Raw genomic sequence first — 17,516 nt, 5'->3', positions numbered from 1 at the left:
GAGCTTGAGTCAGTCAAGGTCCTGCGGACCTTATCGCAGCCTGCGGCAGCGGCTACAGAGCGGTGATCAGTCTGGTTACAGCGGCGTGCCGAGCAGCACATTGGATGGCGAGAACTGCACCCGCACCGGCTTGCCGGCGCTCAAGCCAAGGTTTCGCAGGTGCAGCGGTTCGGCCAGGGCGCAGAGGGTCTGGCCGCTGGGCAGGACGATTCTGATTTCGCTGGGGCCGTCGTCGGCGTCGAGGATCGCTTCCAGGGTGCCTTGCAGGCAATTGTGTCCGGGTGTTGCAGGCTGATCGATGGCCAGCAGTTCCAGCCAACCAGCCTTGATCAAGGCCACTACTCCGGTGCCGGGTTCCAGTTCCAGATGCAGGGTGCTGTCATGGGTGATCTGCGCCTGGATCACCAGGTCTTCCGCGAGCGCCAGGCGCACCAGGTCGTTGCGCCCTTGCGCTTCGACGGCCTGCACCGTGCCGTGCAACTGGTTGCGGGCGCTGGTCCGGAGCATCAGGCGCCCCAGCAGATCGAGGTCGGCGGCGTCTTCGGCGGCTTCCAGCACCTGGGCCTGCAAGGCCTGCAAACGCTGGTAGAGACGCAGCACCCGCTCGCCTTCGGCGGACAGCCTGGCGCCACCGCCGCCTTTACCGCCGACACTGCGTTCGACCAGGGGTTTTTGCGCCAGGTTGTTCAACTCGTCGATGGCGTCCCAGGCTGCCTTGTAACTCAGGCCGGCGCTTTTCGCGGCACGGGTGATCGAGCCCTGTTCGGCGATGTGCTGTAGCAAGGCAATGCGCTGCGGGCGACGGGCGATGTGCTGGGTCAACAAGGTGGGCAAGGGCATGGCGGAACGCTTTGAACGCTGGGAATGGAAAGGGAGTTTGCGGCTTGAGGGCCGAGAGTCAAGTTCAGTCGGGTTCGCCAGGTTTTGGCGTGCGTGCCAGGCAGTAGACATCGACCCGCCGCGCCCCGGCCGTGAGCAACAGCCGCGCCAGGGCGTGGGCGGTCGCGCCGGTGGTGAGTACGTCGTCCACTAGCGCCAGGTGCCGGCCATGGACCGCCGCCTCGGGCATCAGGGCGAAGGCGTGACGCAGGTTGCGTTGCCGCGCCCTGGCATCCAGGCCTTGTTGCGATGGCGTGTCCTGGGTGCGCAGCAACGAGGTTTCGTCACAGGGGATCTGCAGGATCTCGCCTAGCCAGCGCGCGAGCATCGCCGCCTGGTTATAGCCGCGTTGGCGCAGGCGCTTGCGGGCCAGGGGCACTGGCATCAGGGCGTCGGGTTGCGCCAGGTCCTCACTGAAACGATGTTGCAGCGATTGCGCGAGAAGTTCGGCCAAAAGTCGGCCAAAGGGCCATTTGCCGTTGTGCTTGAAACGACTGATCAGGCTGTCGACCGGAAAGCCATAACGCCAGGGCGCCACCACCTGGGCAAAGGCCGGCGGTCGCTTGAGGCACTGGCCGCAGGTCAGGCCGGCCGCGGGCAGGGGCAGGGCGCAGACCTGGCAATGATCGCCGAGCCACGGCAGCTCGGTTTCACAGGCGGTGCAAATGGCTTGGGGCGTGTCGGCCGGCTCATCGCAGAGCAAACAGGTTTGTTTGTTTTTTAACCAGATGTAAACCGGCCCTTGGTAATATGGTTGACACTGCATGACGCTTCCTTAAATATGCCCAACATCCGTGTCGCGGCTGTGGGTATTCCCTTCCCGTCGCCGCTTGCCAAGCATAATCAAGGAATCGCCCATGAGCGCCAGCACCACCGCCAATCTGCGTCATGACTGGACTTTGGCTGAAGTCAAAGCCCTCTTCGTCCAGCCGTTCAATGACTTGCTGTTCCAGGCGCAGACGGTGCACCGCGCGCATTTCGACGCCAACCGCGTCCAGGTTTCCACCCTGTTGTCGATCAAGACCGGCGCCTGCCCGGAAGATTGCAAATATTGTCCGCAGTCCGGTCACTACAACACCGGCCTGGAAAAAGAAAAGCTGATGGAAGTGCAGAAGGTCCTCGAAGAGGCTGCGCGCGCCAAGGCCATAGGTTCGACCCGTTTCTGCATGGGCGCGGCCTGGAAACACCCGTCGGCCAAAGACATGCCGTACGTGCTGGAAATGGTCAAGGGCGTGAAAGCCATGGGCCTGGAAACCTGCATGACCCTCGGTCGCCTGGACCAGGACCAGACCGAAGCGCTGGCCAAGGCCGGCCTGGATTACTACAACCACAACCTCGATACCTCGCCGGAGTTCTACGGCAGCATCATCACCACCCGTACCTACAGCGAGCGCCTGCAGACCCTGGCCTACGTGCGCGATGCCGGGATGAAAATCTGCTCCGGCGGCATCCTCGGCATGGGCGAGTCCCTCGATGACCGCGCCGGCCTGCTGATCCAGCTGGCCAACCTGCCGGAGCATCCGGAATCGGTGCCGATCAACATGCTGGTGAAAGTGGCCGGCACGCCGCTGGAAAACTCCGAAGATGTCGACCCGTTCGACTTCATCCGCATGCTTGCCGTGGCTCGCATCCTGATGCCGAAATCCCATGTGCGCCTGTCCGCCGGCCGCGAAGCGATGAACGAGCAGATGCAGGCCTTGGCATTCTTCGCCGGCGCCAACTCGATCTTCTACGGCGAGAAACTGCTGACCACCGCCAACCCGCAGGCCGACAAGGACATGCAACTGTTCGCGCGCCTGGGCATCCAGCCGGAAGCCCGCGAAGAACACGCCGACGAGGTGCACCAGGCCGCCATCGAGCAGGCGCTGGTGGAACAGAAGAGCAGCGAGCAGTTCTACAACGCTGCCGTCTGATCTGCTGCCTCTGTAGGAGCGAGGCTTGCCCGCGAATGGTTCACCGCGTGAGCCAGGGACACAGAGGTGTCTGGATCGCGGGCAAGCCTCGCTCCTACAAGGATGATGTTTCTTTTCTTGCCTGCGAGGCCTGCATGTCTTTCGATCTCCGCGCGCGTCTCGCTGCCCGTCGTGCCGAAAACCTCTACCGTCAGCGCCCACTGCTGGAAAGCCCGCAAGGGCCGCAAGTGGTGGTCGACGGCCAGCCATTGCTGGCGTTCTGCAACAACGATTACCTGGGGCTGGCCAATCATCCGCAAGTGATCGAAGCCTGGCGCGCCGGTGCGTCCCGCTGGGGCGTGGGCGGTGGCGCCTCGCACCTGGTGATCGGCCACAGCACGCCCCACCACCAGTTGGAAGAAGCCCTGGCCGAGTTCACCGGCCGCCCGCGAGCACTGCTGTTCACCACCGGTTACATGGCCAATCTCGGCGCGGTCACCGCGCTGGTGGGGCAGGGCGACACGGTGCTGGAAGACCGCCTCAACCACGCTTCGTTGCTGGACGCCGGCCTGCTCTCCGGCGCGCGCTTCAACCGTTATTTGCACAATGATGCCGAGAGCCTGGCCAAGCGCCTGGAGAAAGCCACCGGCAATACCCTGGTGGTCACCGATGGCGTGTTCAGCATGGACGGCGACCTGGCCGACCTGCCGGCCCTGGCTCGTGAAACCCGGGCCAAGGGCGCCTGGTTGATGGTCGACGACGCCCATGGGTTCGGGCCGCTGGGGGCCAATGGCGCAGGGATAGTCGAGCACTTCGGCTTGAGCCAGGAAGATGTGCCGGTCCTGGTGGGTACTCTCGGCAAGGCGTTCGGCACCGCCGGCGCCTTTGTCGCCGGCAGCGAGGAGCTGATCGAAAGCCTGATCCAGTTCGCCCGTCCTTATATCTACACCACCAGCCAGCCGCCGGCCCTGGCCTGCGCCACCCTGAAAAGCCTGGAGTTGCTGCGCAGCGAGCACTGGCGGCGTGAGCACCTGAACACGCTGATCCGCCAGTTCCGCCTGGGCGCCGAGCAGATCGGACTGACCCTGATGGACAGCTTCACGCCGATCCAGCCGATCCTGATCGGCGACAGCGCGCGGGCGATTCGCCTGTCACAAATGCTGCGCGAGCGCGGCCTGATGGTCACCGCGATTCGTCCACCGACCGTGCCCGCGGGGAGCGCCCGCCTGCGGGTGACCCTGTCCGCCGCCCACAGTGAGGCTCAGGTCCAGCTATTGTTGAATGCACTGGCGGATTGTTTTAGCGAACCAGGACCGGAGCCAAGCCATGCGTGATCGACTGATTCTGCTGCCCGGTTGGGGCCTCGGCGTATCGCCGCTGGAGCCCTTGGCGGCGGCTCTGCAGGGGCTGGACGAACACCTGCGGGTCGAGATCGAACCGTTGCCGGAGCTGGAGTCCAGCGACCTGAATGAGTGGCTCGACGAACTGGACGCCAGCGTGCCGGACAACGCCTGGCTCGGTGGCTGGTCGCTGGGTGGCATGCTGGCTTCCGAGCTGGCGGCGCGTCGTGGCGAGCGCTGCTGCGGTTTGTTGACCCTGGCCAGCAACCCCAGTTTTGTGGCTCACGCTGAGTGGGCGAGTGCGATGCTGGGGGAGACCTTCGACGGGTTTCTGGCCGGCTGCAACGCCGACCCGCGCACCACCCTCAAGCGCTTCAGTTTGCTCTGTGCCCAGGGCGCCGAAGATCCACGCGGCCTGTCGCGCCTGCTGTCGGGCGGCGCGCCGCATACCTCGGGCGCGGTGTTGATGGCTGGCCTGGAATTGTTGGCGCAGTTGGACACTCGCCATGCTCTGCAGGCGTTTCGTGGGCCGCAGTTGCATCTGTTTGCAGGGCTTGACGGACTGGTGCCGGCCGAAGCCGCGGGTGAATTGCTGGCGTTGTTGCCCGATGTCGAAGTTGGTCTGATTGAACAGGCCAGCCACGCGTTTCTTCTGGAGGATCCCCACGGTGTGGCGGGGGCGATCCAGGCTTTTTTGCATGAGTCCGGCGATGACTGATCTGTCCCTTCCCAAGCCCCCCGGCAGCTTGCCCGACAAGCGCCAGGTGGCGGCTTCCTTTTCCCGCGCGGCGTCCAGTTACGACAGCGTGGCGCAACTGCAGCGCGATGTTGGTCACGCGTTGCTGAGCCGCCTGCCGCAAGGTCGCGAGCCTGGCCGCTGGCTGGACATGGGCTGCGGCACCGGTTATTTCAGCCGTCTGCTGGGCGAGCGCTTCCCGGCCAGCGAAGGGCTGGCACTGGACATCGCCGAAGGCATGCTCGAGCACGCCCGTCCGCTGGGCGGGGCGCAGTATTTCATTGCCGGCGATGCCGAGCGTTTGCCGTTGCAGGGGCAGAGTTGCGAGCTGATTTTCTCCAGCCTGGCGGTGCAGTGGTGCGCGGACTTCCGTTCGGTCCTCAGCGAGGCGCATCGAGTGCTGAAGCCGGGCGGCGTGCTGGCCTTTGCCAGCTTGTGCGTCGGTACGCTGTACGAATTGCGCGACAGTTGGCGTCAGGTCGACGGCATGGTGCATGTCAACCGCTTCCGTGAGTTCAGCACGTATCAACAGCTGTGTGCGGTGAGTGGCTTGCAGGTGCTGAGCCTGGAAACCCGTCCGCATGTGCTGCACTACCCGGATGTGCGCAGTCTGACCCATGAGCTGAAGGCCCTGGGAGCGCACAACCTCAACCCTGGACGGCCCGGCGGGCTGACAGGGCGGGCGCGGATCAAGGGCCTGATCGACGCCTACGAACAGTTCCGTCAAGCGCAGGGATTGCCCGCGACCTACCAGGTGGTCTACGCCGTATTGGAGAAGCCGCTATGAGCCGAGCCTATTTCGTTACCGGAACAGACACCGATGTTGGCAAGACCACCGTCGCCGCCGGCTTGCTGCATGCTGCGCGGCTCTCGGGGCTGAGCACGGCGGCCGGGAAGCCGGTGGCTTCGGGCTGCGAGCTGACCCCCAAGGGGCTGCGTAACGCCGATGCGCTGGCCTTGCTGGCCGAGTGCTCGTTGCCGCTGACCTACGATGAAGTCAATCCACTGGCCTTCGAACCGGCCATCGCTCCCCATCTGGCGGCCCGCGAGGCTGGCGTGGCGTTGACTGTGCAGGCCTTGCTGGCGCCGATGCGCCTGGTGCTGGCCAAGGGCGCGGACTTCACCCTGATCGAAGGGGCCGGCGGCTGGCGAGTGCCGCTGGCGGATCAGGACAATCTGTCCGACCTGGCCATGGCCCTGGGTCTGCCGGTGATCCTGGTGGTGGGCGTGCGCCTGGGCTGTATCAACCATGCCCTGCTGACGGCCGAGGCGATTGCCCAGGACGGTTTGCAACTGGCGGGTTGGGTGGCCAACATCATCGAGCCGAAGACTTCGCGGCTCGAGGAGAACCTCGCCACGCTGGCAGAGCGCCTGCCTGCTCCTTGTCTGGGTCGGGTCCCGAGATTGAAGGCGATCAGCGCCGAAGCGGTGGCCGAGCATCTGCAACTGGACCTGCTTGACTAGATTTTGCCTATGGTAAGGCACTGTGCCATTAGTGTTTTTGACGGGTCTTTTTCTGGCGCGTCTGCTTCAATAGCCGCTGTTCATTCCTTGCAGGGTCGAGTCCTCCCATGGAAATTTCCGGGAATACCGCTTTCTACGCCGGCCTGAGTACCGTGCAGACCGGGCAGAACCGTGTCGATCAGGCGGCCAGCCAGATCGCCAGCACGACCATCGAACGTTCTGTCACCAGCCAGTCTTCCGAAGTCCAGGTCGAGCGCTTACGATCCGTCGACCGCAGCCAGCAATCGGACCTGGCCAGCAACATGGTCGAGATGTCCATGGGCAAGATCCAGGCGGAGCTGGGCGTGAAAGTCGCCAAGGCCGCCGATGAAGTGCTCGGTACGCTGATCGACACCTACGCTTGACCCTCCCTCGGTAGCCCTGGCCGTTTTTGCGGGCAGGGTGGCCCGCGCAAGAACACCCTGCACATCCCCTTCTACCGTCTTGCTGGCCTGCCAGTTCCTACACTCAATTTAGCTTCCGAATATTTCACGGCATTCGCTGTGGGCCTTGGCGTGCAAGGCCTGCAGAGGATCGATGACGAACGGTGTTTGCGTGGTGCTTGACAAGGTTTGGGCGTAAACGTATGTTTCAAACAACTGTTTGACCGCCACAATAAATCAACGCGGTTGTTCATTCCCGGTTACATCAGCAGAGGTTTATCGCTATGCCTGACTACAAGGCCCCCTTGCGTGATATTCGCTTCGTTCGTGACGAGCTGCTCGGCTATGAAGCGCACTATCAGAGCCTGCCGGCTTGCCAGGACGCTACTCCAGACATGGTTGACGCCATCCTCGAGGAAGGCGCGAAGTTTTGTGAGCAGGTACTGGCCCCTCTGAACCGTGTGGGTGACCTGGAAGGCTGCACCTGGAGCGAATCCGGCGTTAAGACCCCGACTGGCTTCAAAGAGGCTTACAAGCAATTCGTCGAAGGCGGCTGGCCAAGCCTGGCTCACGATGTCGAGCATGGCGGTCAAGGCCTGCCGGAGTCCCTGGGCCTGGCTGTCAGCGAAATGGTCGGCGAAGCCAACTGGTCGTGGGGCATGTACCCAGGCCTGTCCCATGGCGCGATGAACACCATCTCCGAGCACGGCACGCCTGAGCAGCAAGAGGCTTACCTGACCAAGCTGGTATCCGGCGAGTGGACCGGCACCATGTGCCTGACCGAACCGCACTGCGGCACCGACCTGGGCATGCTGCGCACCAAGGCCGAACCTCAGGCCGACGGTTCCTACAAAGTCACCGGCACCAAGATCTTCATCTCGGCCGGTGAGCACGACATGGCCGACAACATCGTCCATATCGTTCTGGCCCGCCTGCCGGATGCACCGGCTGGCACCAAAGGCATCTCGCTGTTCATCGTGCCGAAGTTCCTGCCGAACGCCGATGGCTCCGTCGGCCAGCGCAACGCCGTGAGCTGTGGTTCCCTGGAACACAAGATGGGTATCCACGGCAACGCCACCTGCGTGATGAACTTCGACGCGGCCACCGGTTTCCTGATCGGCCCGGCGAACAAAGGCCTGAACTGCATGTTCACCTTCATGAACACCGCTCGCCTGGGTACCGCGCTGCAAGGCCTGGCCCACGCCGAGATCGGTTTCCAGGGTGGCCTGAAATACGCTCGCGATCGTCTGCAAATGCGTTCCCTGACTGGCCCGAAAGCGCCGGACAAGGCCGCCGACCCGATCATCGTGCACCCTGACGTACGTCGCATGCTGTTGACCATGAAGGCTTTCGCCGAAGGCAACCGTGCCATGGTCTACTTCACCGCCAAGCAGGTCGACATCGTCAAATACGGCGTGGATGAAGAAGAGAAGAAGAAAGCCGATGCACTGCTGGCCTTCATGACTCCGATCGCCAAAGCCTTCATGACCGAAGTCGGCTTCGAAGCCGCCAACCACGGTGTGCAGATCTACGGTGGCCACGGCTTCATCGCCGAGTGGGGCATGGAGCAGAACGTTCGCGACAGCCGCATTTCCATGCTGTACGAAGGCACCACCGGCATCCAGGCGCTGGACCTGCTGGGCCGTAAAGTGCTGATGACCCAAGGCGAAGCCCTGAAAGGCTTCACCAAGATCGTCCACAAGTTCTGCCAGAGCAACGAAGGCAACGAGTCGGTCAAAGAGTTCGTCGCACCGCTGGCTGCGCTGAACAAGGAATGGGGCGAGCTGACCATGAAGGTCGGCATGGCGGCCATGAAAGACCGTGAAGAAGTTGGTGCCGCGTCCGTGGACTACCTGATGTACTCCGGTTATGCCTGCCTGGCTTACTTCTGGGCCGACATGGCGCGCCTGGCTGCCGAGAAGCTGGCTGCCGGTACCACCGAAGAGGCGTTCTACACCGCCAAGCTGCAGACTGCGCGCTTCTACTTCCAGCGCATCCTGCCACGTACCCGCACTCATGTTGCGGCCATGCTGTCGGGTGCCAACAACCTGATGGACATGAAAGAAGAAGATTTCGGCCTGGCTTACTAAGCCTTACCGAGGTTCATTCAGAAGCCGCTTCTCCTTCGGGAGAAGCGGCTTTTTTGTGCGCGGAATGAATCTGAAAATAATCCGACTAAAACGTTAAGAAGAAGCCGATCCCTGCCGTTACAGAGGTGGCAATGTGACATGTGTCACATTTGTGCTGTTTAACTATGCCAGGCGAAGGCATAGTGCCATCAACTGTTTAGCCGCGTCGGAGCTTTACCTTGCCGCGTTCTTCTGCTGTACGTTTCAGCCATTTTCTTCCGTCATTGTTACTCCTGCTTGCGGGGCTTGCGGCCGCCTACGTCAAGGATCTCAACGTCTTCTTCACCTCGCTGTTCAACGTCCTGCCGACCCTGGTGCTGTTGCTCGGCGGCGCCTACTGCGCGGTGTATCGACGCCAGCGTGAACTGTTCCTGATGGTCACGGTGTACATCGCCTATTTCCTGCTCGATACCCAGACCGACTATTACCGCGACAACGGCAAGGTGCGCGAGGATGCGGCCGTGGTGTTCCACTTGGTCTGCCTGCTGCTGCCGCTGCTGTTCGGTCTGTTCGCGGCCTGGCAGGAGCGCACCCACCTGTTCCAGGACATGGTGGCGCGCTTTGCCGTATTGCTTGCCTTTGGCAGTGTGGCGCTCGGCCTGGAGCAGAGTTATCCCCAGGCGCTGCTGACCTGGCTGGCGGAAATCCGTTGGCCGGCCCTGCATGGCGCCTGGATGAGCCTGATCCAGTTGTCGTACCCGGTGTTTCTCGCCGCCTTCCTGTTGCTGGCGATCCAGTACTGGCGCAACCCGCGCCCGCTGCATGCGGCGCAGTTGGTGGGGCTGCTGGGCCTGTTCTGGATGCTGCCCAAGACCTTCATCCTGCCCTTTACCCTGAACATCATGTGCAGCCAGGTGATGTTGATGATCGCCGCAGCCGTTGCCCACGAGGCGTATCAGATGGCGTTCCGCGACGAGCTGACCGGCTTGCCGGGCCGCCGCGCCTTGAACGAGCGCATGCAGCGCCTGGGCCGCAACTATGTGCTGGCGATGAGCGATGTCGATCACTTCAAGAAATTCAACGACACCCACGGCCACGACGTGGGCGACCAGGTGCTGCGCCTGGTCGCCAGCAAGCTGTCGAAAGTCAGTGGCGGCGGTCGCGCCTACCGTTATGGCGGCGAGGAGTTTGCGGTGGTGTTCGCCGGCAAGACCCTCGAGGAATGCATGCCGCACCTGGAGGTCATTCGCGAGACCATCGCCAACTACAACATCCAGTTGCGCAATCAGGAGAACCGCCCCCAGGACGACCAGCAGGGGCGTCAGCGCCGGGGCGCGGCTGCAGCGTCCAGCGTGTCGGTGACCGTCAGTATCGGTGTCGCCGAGCGGCAGATGGAGCACCGCTCGCCGGAAGAGGTGCTCAAGTCCGCCGACCAGGCGTTGTACAGCGCCAAGGGGGCAGGGCGTAACTGCGTCATGGCCTTTGGTCAGAACCGCCGTGGCGCGGTGCGCATGGACACCGCTGCGGGTTGAGTGATAGCGGCGCATTCAGCGTCTGGACTGTGATTGGCAGGTCGGATGAGCGGCAGTAGGTTGGATCGATCTGCTGCCGGAGAAACCACCATGCCCGAGTACAAAGCTCCCCTGCGCGACATGCGCTTTTTGATCGACCACGTCTTCGACTTTCACTCCAGTTACGCCGCGCTGGGGGCCAGCGATGCCAGCCCGGACATGGTGGCCGCGATCCTCGACGAAGGGGCGAAGTTCTGTGAAAACGTACTGGCACCGCTGAACCGCTCCGGCGACGAAGAAGGCTGCCATTTCGACAATGGCGTGGTCACCACGCCCAAAGGCTTCAAGCAGGCTTTCGCCCAGTATGTGGAAGGCGGCTGGCACGGCCTGGCAGCGGACCCGAGCTACGGTGGCCAGGGCCTGCCGCATTCACTGGGGTTGGTGATCAGCGAGATGGTCGGCTCCAGCAACACTTCCTGGGGCATGTACCCGGGCCTGACTCAAGGTGCCATGTCGGCGATTCATGCCCACGGCAGTGAAGAACAAAAGCAGACCTACCTGAGTAAGCTCACCGCCGGCCAATGGACCGGCACCATGTGCCTGACCGAAGCCCACTGCGGCACTGACCTGGGCATCATCAAGACCCGCGCCGTGCCCCAGGCCGACGGCAGCTATGCGGTCTCCGGCAGCAAGATTTTCATCTCGGCCGGCGAGCACGACATGAGTGAAAACATCATCCACTTGGTGCTGGCCAAGCTGCCGGATGCGCCGGCGGGCACCAAGGGTATTTCGCTGTTCATCGTGCCCAAGTTCCTGCCCAACGCCGACGGCGAGGCGGGCGAGCGCAATGCTGTGAGCTGCGGCTCCATCGAGCACAAGATGGGCATCAAGGCCTCGGCCACCTGCGTGCTGAACTTCGATGGCGCCAAGGGGTTCCTGATCGGTGAGGCCAACAAGGGCCTGAACTGCATGTTCACCATGATGAACCACGCGCGCCTCGGTACCGGGATGCAGGGGCTGTGCCTGGGCGAGGCGAGCTTCCAGGGCGCAATCAAATACGCCAACGACCGTCTGCAGATGCGCTCCCTGACCGGGCCGAAGGCGCCGGACAAGGCCGCCGACCCGATCATCGTCCACCCCGATGTGCGGCGCATGCTGCTGACCATGAAAGCCTTCAACGAAGGCAATCGTGCCCTGGCCTATTTCACCGCGCAGTTGCTGGACGTGGCGCACCTGGCCGCCGATGAGACCCAGCGCCAGGATGCCGAGAACCTGTTAGCCTTCCTGACGCCGATCTGCAAGGCCTTCATGACCGAAACCGGGCTGGAAGTGACCAACCACGGCATGCAGGTGTTTGGCGGGCATGGCTTCATCCGCGAATGGGGCATGGAGCAACTGGTGCGCGATTGTCGCATCGCCCCGATCTATGAAGGCACCAACGGTATCCAGGCCCTGGATCTGCTGGGGCGCAAGGTGCTCGGCAGCCAGGGCAAGCTGCTGATGGGCTTCACCAAGATCGTCCATAAGTTCTGTGCGGCCAATGCCGAGCATCCACAGCTCAAGGGGCATGTGGCGCAGCTCAATGGGCTCAACCAGCAGTGGGGCGCGCTGACCACCAAGGTCGGGATGGCGGCGATGAAGAACCCCGATGAGGTCGGGGCCGCGGCGCTGGATTACTTGATGTACAGCGGTTACATCATCCTCGCCTATCTGTGGCTGCGCATGGCGCTGGTGGCCCAGGCCCGGCTCGATGCTGGTGAAGAGGATGCCGATTATTGCCAGGCCAAGCTGGCGACCTGCGAGTTCTACTTCAAGCGCCTGCTGCCGCGCACGGCGTCCCATCAAGCAGCGATCGAGGCGGGCAGTGATTGCCTGATGAAGCTGCCGGCGGAGCTGTTTGCGTTCTAGGTTTCCATGTAATCGTCCATCGCGGGCAAACCCACTCCTGCAGGCTTTTGCGGAGATGAGTTTGCCTGCGATTTGTTGTGACTAAAAATTACATAAAAGTCACTAGTTGACCCTATGTGTCGCAAAAGTTGTTCGGGTACACTCGAGCTTTCGTAAATGGGGCCGTTCGGGTCCACTTGTTTAGATCTTGCGAGGTTTGCCATGGCTGACTACAAAGCGCCCCTGCGCGATATGCGCTTCGTCCTCAATGAAGTTTTCGAGGTCGCCAAACTCTGGGCCGAACTGCCTGCTCTGGCCGACACCGTCGACGCCGAAACCGTCGAAGCGATTCTTGAGGAAGCCGGCAAAGTCACCGGCAAGAGTATCGCCCCGCTGAGCCGCGGCGCGGATGAAGAGGGCTGCCACTGGAGCGACGGCGCGGTCACCACGCCCGCAGGTTTTCCACAGGCCTACCAGACTTATGCCGAAGGCGGCTGGGTTGGCGTCGGCGGCGATCCGACCTACGGCGGCATGGGAATGCCCAAGGCGGTATCGGCCCAGGTCGAGGAAATGGTCAACTCGGCCAGCCTGTCGTTCGGCCTGTACCCGATGCTGACCGCGGGCGCCTGCCTGTCGATCAACGCCCACGCCAGCGAAGAATTGAAGGCGGCCTACCTGCCGAACATGTATGCGGGCGTTTGGGCCGGCTCCATGTGCCTCACCGAGCCCCATGCTGGCACCGACCTGGGCATCATCCGCACCAAGGCCGAACCGCAGGCCGACGGCTCCTACAAGGTCAGCGGCACCAAGATCTTCATCACCGGCGGTGAGCACGACCTGACCGAGAACATCATTCACCTGGTGCTGGCCAAGCTGCCGGATGCGCCAGCGGGGCCGAAAGGCATTTCGCTGTTCCTGGTGCCGAAGTTCCTGGTCAACGCCGACGGCAGCCTGGGTGCGCGCAACCCGGCCAACTGCGGTTCGATCGAACACAAGATGGGCATCCAGGCTTCGGCCACCTGTGTGATGAACTTCGACGAAGCCGTCGGCTACATTGTCGGCGAGGCGAACAAAGGCCTGGCGGCGATGTTCACCATGATGAACTACGAGCGTCTGGGTGTCGGTATCCAGGGCCTGGCCTCGGGCGAGCGTTCCTACCAGAACGCCGTGGAATACGCCCGTGATCGCCTGCAAAGCCGCTCGCCGACCGGCCCGCAAGCCAAGGACAAGGTCGCCGACCCGATCATCGTGCACCCCGACGTGCGGCGCATGCTGCTGACCATGAAAGCCGCGAACGAAGGCGGCCGCGCGTTCTCCACCTATGTGGCGATGCAACTGGATACCGCCAAGTTCAGCGAAGACGCTGTGGTGCGTAAGCGCGCGGAAGATCTGGTGGCCCTGCTGACGCCGGTGGCCAAGGCTTTCCTCACCGATCTGGGGTTGGAAACCACGGTTCACGGCCAGCAGATTTTCGGCGGCCACGGCTACATCCGCGAATGGGGCCAGGAACAGCTGGTGCGAGATGTGCGCATTACCCAGATCTATGAAGGCACCAACGGCATCCAGGCGCTGGACCTGGTCGGGCGCAAGATCGTCGGTAGCGGCGGGGCGTTCTACAAGCTGTTCGCGGACGAGATTCGCCATTTCACCGCAACCGCCAGCGCCGATCTGGCCGAGTTCACCAAGCCATTGAACGATGCGTTGGATAACCTGGACGAGCTGACTGCCTGGCTGCTGGATAGGGCCAAGAGCAATCCGAACGAAATCGGCGCGGCCTCGGTCGAATACCTGCAAGCATTCGGATACACGGCGTACGCCTATATGTGGGCATTGATGGCCAAAGCGGCCCTGGGCAAGGAGTCGCAAGACGATTTCTACGCCAGCAAGCTGGGTACCGCGCGCTTCTACTTCGCCCGGCTGCTGCCGCGTATTCACTCGCTGAGCGCATCGGTGAAGGCGGGTAGCGAATCACTGTTCCTGCTGGATGCGGCGCAGTTCTGAGTATGTGCGCGTCATGTAAGCTTTCTCTTACATGACGTGCTGCTAATCACCCATATCGGCAGATTGGATCCAGAGCTAATCTACTTCACATGGACGTCGCGCAGGAAGCGCAAAGCAATAACACGGACACGTAGGATTCCGCCAGGATGGTGGAGTGAAAAGGATGTCAGGGAAACAGTCTGCAAAGCCCCGCTTCGGCGGGGTTTTCTTTTGCCCGCGTTTTTTATCTGCGCTTGTTCAACCAAGCCCTTCCAGCGTCGCCGGGCCGCTCATTTCTTCTTCCAGCAAGGTTCGCAGCAACGCCAGGGTTGCCTGTTGACGCTGCACATCACGACATACCAGCCCCACTTTCAACGGCACCCTCGGTTCGCTCAGCGGTTTCCATAGCAGGTCCGTATGGCTGTGGGTCTGACGCGAGCGCCCCGGCAGGACCGTGGCCAGGCGGGTGTTGGGCAGGCTGTCGAGAATCCCCGCCATATTGTTCAGTTCCGCCTGCACCTGTGGCCGGCGCCCGAGGTTGGCCAGTTGCGCCTGCCAGATCTGGCGTATCTGGAACTCCTCGCCCAGCAACAGCATGGGCAGCTCCGCGGCCTGGCTCATGGAGACTTTCTTGAATTCGCGCAGGGGATGTTCGGCAGGAATCACCAGGGTCAACTCATCTTCGTAGAGTTGCACACCGTGTAGTCCCGGTTGGCGCGGCGGCAGATAACTGATGCCGATATCCAATGAGCCATTGAGCAGGCGCCGTTCGATTTCCAGGCCGGTCAGTTCATAGATCTGCACCACCAGATGCGGCTGGGCCTTGCGCACTCGTTCGAGCATCTGTGGCACCAGGCTGCTGTGCACGGTTTGCAGTACGCCGATTGCCAATGTGCGCAGGGCTTGGCCCTTGAAGTTGCCCAGGGCTTCGCGAGCTCGCTGCAAGCCGTCGAGCAAGGGCAGGGCATGGTTGTACAGGGTATGGGCCGCCAGGGTCGGTAACAGGCGCTTGCTGCTGCGTTCGAACAGGCTGACGTCGAGGTTCTGTTCCAGCTGACGGATCTGTTGCGAGAGCGCGGGTTGGGAGATCGACAGGCGCTCGGCGGCGCGTCCCACGTGACCTTCTTCATACACCGCGACGAAATAACGCAGTTGTTTAAAATCCATAAGTTCTGCTTATCGAAAAAGCTGGAAAATCGAAATGGCCCGATAGGCCACAGAAGCCTAGTCTAACCCCTATTCACAGGGCTTACAGGGCCAGAAGGCGCGATGAATACCGTTTACGTGGATGGTGTTTACATAGGCAAGGCAAAAAACCTCGGACAGGGTTTGATCAGTGATACGGACAAACGTCCGGTTGCAAACCGACTCTGGTTATGGCCGCAGGGCCTGGGCAGCGACGAACACGGCGACCCGCGGTTTCATACCGGCCCGGAGCGGGCGCTGCACCATTATCCCGCCGAGCACTACCGCTACTGGCGCAAGCGTTATCCACAGATCGACTGGTGCGCCCCGGCCTTTGGCGAAAACCTGTCCACCCACGGCCTGAGCGAAGAGCAGGTCTGCCTGGGCGATATGTTTCGCTGGGGCGGCGCGCTGCTGCAGGTCAGCCAGCCACGCTCGCCCTGTTATCGCCTGAGCCACCGCTGGGGCATCCCCGAGCTGCCACAATTGGCGCAAAACAATGGTCGCTGCGGCTGGTTCTACCGGGTGCTCAAACCCGGCTTTGTCAGTGCCGATCAGCCTTTCGAGTTGATCCAGCGCAGTTATCCGGGGCTGACCGTGGCCTGGGCCCTGCGCTGTTTTTATCGAGAACCTCTGGAGCATGCGGGCTTGAAGAAACTGGTGGACTGTCCGGCACTGGCGTCGCGTTGGCGCGACATCGCGATCAAGCGCATGCGCATCGGCCTGGTCGAGGATTGGTCTTCGCGCCTGCTGGGCCTGCCGCTGGAAGGGTTGAGCGCATGAACCTGTTCAGCCTGCGTCGCCCTCAGCCAAGCCTCGATGACCTGACGGCCGAGCCCTACCTGTCGCCGATGAGCGACAACCTTTCCAGTGAGTGCCTGATGCCCAGTGTCCAGCGACCCCATCCAGTATTTGTCCGTGGCCAGGGCTCATGGCTGTGGGACAGCGATGATCGCGCCTATCTCGACTTCGTCCAGGGCAACGCCGCCAACAGCCTTGGCCATAGCCCCTCGGCGCTGGTCAAGGCGCTGACGGCCCAGGCCCAGTCGCTGATCAACCCCGGCTCGGGCTTTTACAACCGTGGCATGCTCAACCTCAGCGAACGCTTGTGCCGCAGTACCGGTAGCGACCAGGCCTATCTGTTGAGCAGTGGCAGCGAAGCCTGCGAGGCGGCGATCAAGCTGGCCCGCAAATGGGGCCAGCTGCATCGCGGTGGCGCCTCTAAGATCATCACCGCCAGCGGTAGCTGTCACGGTCGTAGCTTTGCGGCAATGTCGGCGTCGGCCAGCAGCAACATCGCCAATCGCTTCGAGCCACAGCTGGCGGGTTTCAGCCATGTTCCCTTCAACGATCTGCCGGCGTTGCATGCTGCGGTGGACGCGCAGACCGTGGCGATCATGCTTGAGCCGATCCAGGGCGAGGCCGGGGTGATTCCGGCGACCGAGCATTACCTCAAGGGTGTCGAGCGGCTGTGTCGCGAGCTGGGCATTCTGTTGATCCTGGATGAAGTGCAGACCGGCATCGGCCGCTGCGGCACCTTGCTGGCTGAACAGGTCTATGGCGTGCGCGCCGACATCGTTGCCCTGGGCAAAGGCCTTGGCGGCGGCGTGCCCTTGGCGGCCTTGCTGGCGCGTGGCAAGGCCTGCTGCTTCGAGGTGGGAGAGCTGAATGGCACCCATCACGGCAATGCCCTGATGACCGCGGCGGGCATGGCGGTGCTCGATAGCGTGCTGGACAACAGCTTTCTCGAGCATGTGCGGGACAACGGCCAGTATTTGCGCGAAGGGCTGGCCCGCCTGGCTAACCGTTATGCCCAGGGAAAATTGCGCGGGCAGGGCTTGTTCTGGGGGCTGAGCCTGGCCGACGACTCGGCCGAGGCCGTGGTCAAGGCGGCCCGCTACGAAGGTCTGTTGCTGGCCGCGACACAGCCGGACTGCCTGCGGTTTACCCCGGCGCTGACGGTGAGCAAGGCGAATATCGACGAAATGCTGCTGCGTCTGGCGCGGGCCTTTTCGCGAGTACGCACAGCGCAGTTGCAATGCCGCAAGGGGCTGGTGGTTTAAAGCCAGCCCTGGGCCCGCCATACCCGATCTTGCCCTGACAGAATTCCTGAACCGTCTCGCGGTATAACGCATCGCCCCGTGTCCGATT

The 17,516-nt window shown here is 62.5% G+C and carries 15 protein-coding genes; 12 read left to right on the top strand and 3 right to left on the bottom strand.

Annotation, left to right across the window (positions count from 1 at the left end; genetic code table 11):
* Positions 1–75 precede the first annotated feature (75 nt).
* Positions 76–840, bottom strand: a complete 765-nt coding sequence (locus DK261_RS08240; RefSeq protein ID WP_009051199.1) for a TOBE domain-containing protein — start codon at positions 838–840, stop codon at positions 76–78.
* A gap of 64 nt (positions 841–904) precedes the next feature.
* Positions 905–1,645, bottom strand: a complete 741-nt coding sequence (locus DK261_RS08235) for a ComF family protein (RefSeq protein WP_053270088.1) — start codon at positions 1,643–1,645, stop codon at positions 905–907.
* 91 nt (positions 1,646–1,736) lie between these two features.
* Between DK261_RS08235 and bioB the strand changes: the two genes are divergently transcribed.
* The 10 genes from bioB to DK261_RS08185 all read left to right on the top strand — a co-directional run bounded on the left by bioB (position 1,737) and on the right by DK261_RS08185 (position 14,201).
* On the top strand, positions 1,737–2,792 hold the full coding sequence (gene bioB, locus DK261_RS08230) for a biotin synthase BioB (protein WP_007926062.1): 1,056 nt from the start codon (positions 1,737–1,739) through the stop codon (positions 2,790–2,792).
* Positions 2,793–2,926: 134 nt separating this feature from the next.
* Positions 2,927–4,105: an 8-amino-7-oxononanoate synthase gene (bioF, locus tag DK261_RS08225; RefSeq protein WP_110175542.1), complete on the top strand. Its 1,179-nt coding sequence runs from the start codon at positions 2,927–2,929 to the stop codon at positions 4,103–4,105.
* Entirely contained in the window at positions 4,098–4,829 is a 732-nt protein-coding gene (locus DK261_RS08220; RefSeq protein ID WP_041984820.1) for an alpha/beta fold hydrolase, read from the top strand. The genes bioF and DK261_RS08220 overlap by 8 nt, the downstream gene beginning before the upstream one ends.
* The gene (bioC, locus tag DK261_RS08215) at positions 4,822–5,634 is read left to right on the top strand and encodes a malonyl-ACP O-methyltransferase BioC (RefSeq protein WP_016704082.1); all 813 of its coding nucleotides are present in this window, start codon (positions 4,822–4,824) and stop codon (positions 5,632–5,634) included. Before DK261_RS08220 ends, bioC begins: the two co-directional genes overlap by 8 nt.
* Positions 5,631–6,311: a dethiobiotin synthase gene (bioD, locus tag DK261_RS08210; RefSeq protein ID WP_110175541.1), complete on the top strand. Its 681-nt coding sequence runs from the start codon at positions 5,631–5,633 to the stop codon at positions 6,309–6,311. Before bioC ends, bioD begins: the two co-directional genes overlap by 4 nt.
* A 107-nt stretch (positions 6,312–6,418) precedes the next feature.
* Positions 6,419–6,715 (top strand): hypothetical protein, encoded by a 297-nt coding sequence (locus DK261_RS08205; protein ID WP_009051193.1) that lies wholly within the window; start codon positions 6,419–6,421, stop codon positions 6,713–6,715.
* A gap of 302 nt (positions 6,716–7,017) precedes the next feature.
* Positions 7,018–8,823: a phenylacyl-CoA dehydrogenase gene (locus tag DK261_RS08200; protein WP_009051192.1), complete on the top strand. Its 1,806-nt coding sequence runs from the start codon at positions 7,018–7,020 to the stop codon at positions 8,821–8,823.
* Between the two features lie 218 nt (positions 8,824–9,041).
* Positions 9,042–10,334 (top strand): GGDEF domain-containing protein, encoded by a 1,293-nt coding sequence (locus DK261_RS08195; protein WP_009051191.1) that lies wholly within the window; start codon positions 9,042–9,044, stop codon positions 10,332–10,334.
* Positions 10,335–10,424: 90 nt separating this feature from the next.
* Entirely contained in the window at positions 10,425–12,221 is a 1,797-nt protein-coding gene (locus DK261_RS08190) for an acyl-CoA dehydrogenase C-terminal domain-containing protein (protein WP_110175540.1), read from the top strand.
* Between the two features lie 201 nt (positions 12,222–12,422).
* Entirely contained in the window at positions 12,423–14,201 is a 1,779-nt protein-coding gene (locus DK261_RS08185) for an acyl-CoA dehydrogenase C-terminal domain-containing protein (protein ID WP_101283749.1), read from the top strand.
* Between the two features lie 237 nt (positions 14,202–14,438).
* On the opposite strand, the gene DK261_RS08180 is transcribed toward DK261_RS08185, so the two are convergent.
* Positions 14,439–15,347, bottom strand: a complete 909-nt coding sequence (locus tag DK261_RS08180; protein ID WP_016704077.1) for a LysR family transcriptional regulator — start codon at positions 15,345–15,347, stop codon at positions 14,439–14,441.
* A gap of 102 nt (positions 15,348–15,449) precedes the next feature.
* On the opposite strand from DK261_RS08180, the gene DK261_RS08175 reads away from it, so the two are divergent.
* Together DK261_RS08175 and DK261_RS08170 are read left to right on the top strand one after the other, a co-directional pair.
* Entirely contained in the window at positions 15,450–16,148 is a 699-nt protein-coding gene (locus tag DK261_RS08175) for an MOSC domain-containing protein (RefSeq protein ID WP_028684203.1), read from the top strand.
* Positions 16,145–17,428 (top strand): aspartate aminotransferase family protein, encoded by a 1,284-nt coding sequence (locus tag DK261_RS08170; protein WP_028684204.1) that lies wholly within the window; start codon positions 16,145–16,147, stop codon positions 17,426–17,428. The genes DK261_RS08175 and DK261_RS08170 overlap by 4 nt, the downstream gene beginning before the upstream one ends.
* Positions 17,429–17,516: the final 88 nt, after the last annotated feature.

It is taken from the genome of Pseudomonas sp. RW409 (assembly GCF_003184125.1).
GTDB classification, from domain to species: Bacteria; Pseudomonadota; Gammaproteobacteria; order Pseudomonadales; family Pseudomonadaceae; genus Aquipseudomonas; species Aquipseudomonas chlororaphis_I.
Note: the sequence above shows the minus strand (reverse complement) of the source record. Positions and strands in the feature narration are given on the sequence as shown.

What these genes read in the sequence shown, in the direction of transcription:
- bioF (WP_110175542.1), top strand. Translation starts at nt 2,927, where the DNA reads ATGTCTTTCGATCTCCGCGCGCGTCTCGCTGCCCGTCGTGCCGAAAAC.
- DK261_RS08220 (WP_041984820.1), top strand. Translation starts at nt 4,098, where the DNA reads ATGCGTGATCGACTGATTCTGCTGCCCGGTTGGGGCCTCGGCGTATCG.
- DK261_RS08175 (WP_028684203.1), top strand. Translation starts at nt 15,450, where the DNA reads ATGAATACCGTTTACGTGGATGGTGTTTACATAGGCAAGGCAAAAAAC.
- DK261_RS08240 (WP_009051199.1), bottom strand. Translation starts at nt 840, where the DNA reads ATGCCCTTGCCCACCTTGTTGACCCAGCACATCGCCCGTCGCCCGCAG.
- DK261_RS08170 (WP_028684204.1), top strand. Translation starts at nt 16,145, where the DNA reads ATGAACCTGTTCAGCCTGCGTCGCCCTCAGCCAAGCCTCGATGACCTG.
- DK261_RS08185 (WP_101283749.1), top strand. Translation starts at nt 12,423, where the DNA reads ATGGCTGACTACAAAGCGCCCCTGCGCGATATGCGCTTCGTCCTCAAT.
- DK261_RS08190 (WP_110175540.1), top strand. Translation starts at nt 10,425, where the DNA reads ATGCCCGAGTACAAAGCTCCCCTGCGCGACATGCGCTTTTTGATCGAC.
- DK261_RS08200 (WP_009051192.1), top strand. Translation starts at nt 7,018, where the DNA reads ATGCCTGACTACAAGGCCCCCTTGCGTGATATTCGCTTCGTTCGTGAC.
- DK261_RS08235 (WP_053270088.1), bottom strand. Translation starts at nt 1,645, where the DNA reads ATGCAGTGTCAACCATATTACCAAGGGCCGGTTTACATCTGGTTAAAA.
- DK261_RS08205 (WP_009051193.1), top strand. Translation starts at nt 6,419, where the DNA reads ATGGAAATTTCCGGGAATACCGCTTTCTACGCCGGCCTGAGTACCGTG.
- bioB (WP_007926062.1), top strand. Translation starts at nt 1,737, where the DNA reads ATGAGCGCCAGCACCACCGCCAATCTGCGTCATGACTGGACTTTGGCT.
- bioC (WP_016704082.1), top strand. Translation starts at nt 4,822, where the DNA reads ATGACTGATCTGTCCCTTCCCAAGCCCCCCGGCAGCTTGCCCGACAAG.
- DK261_RS08180 (WP_016704077.1), bottom strand. Translation starts at nt 15,347, where the DNA reads ATGGATTTTAAACAACTGCGTTATTTCGTCGCGGTGTATGAAGAAGGT.
- bioD (WP_110175541.1), top strand. Translation starts at nt 5,631, where the DNA reads ATGAGCCGAGCCTATTTCGTTACCGGAACAGACACCGATGTTGGCAAG.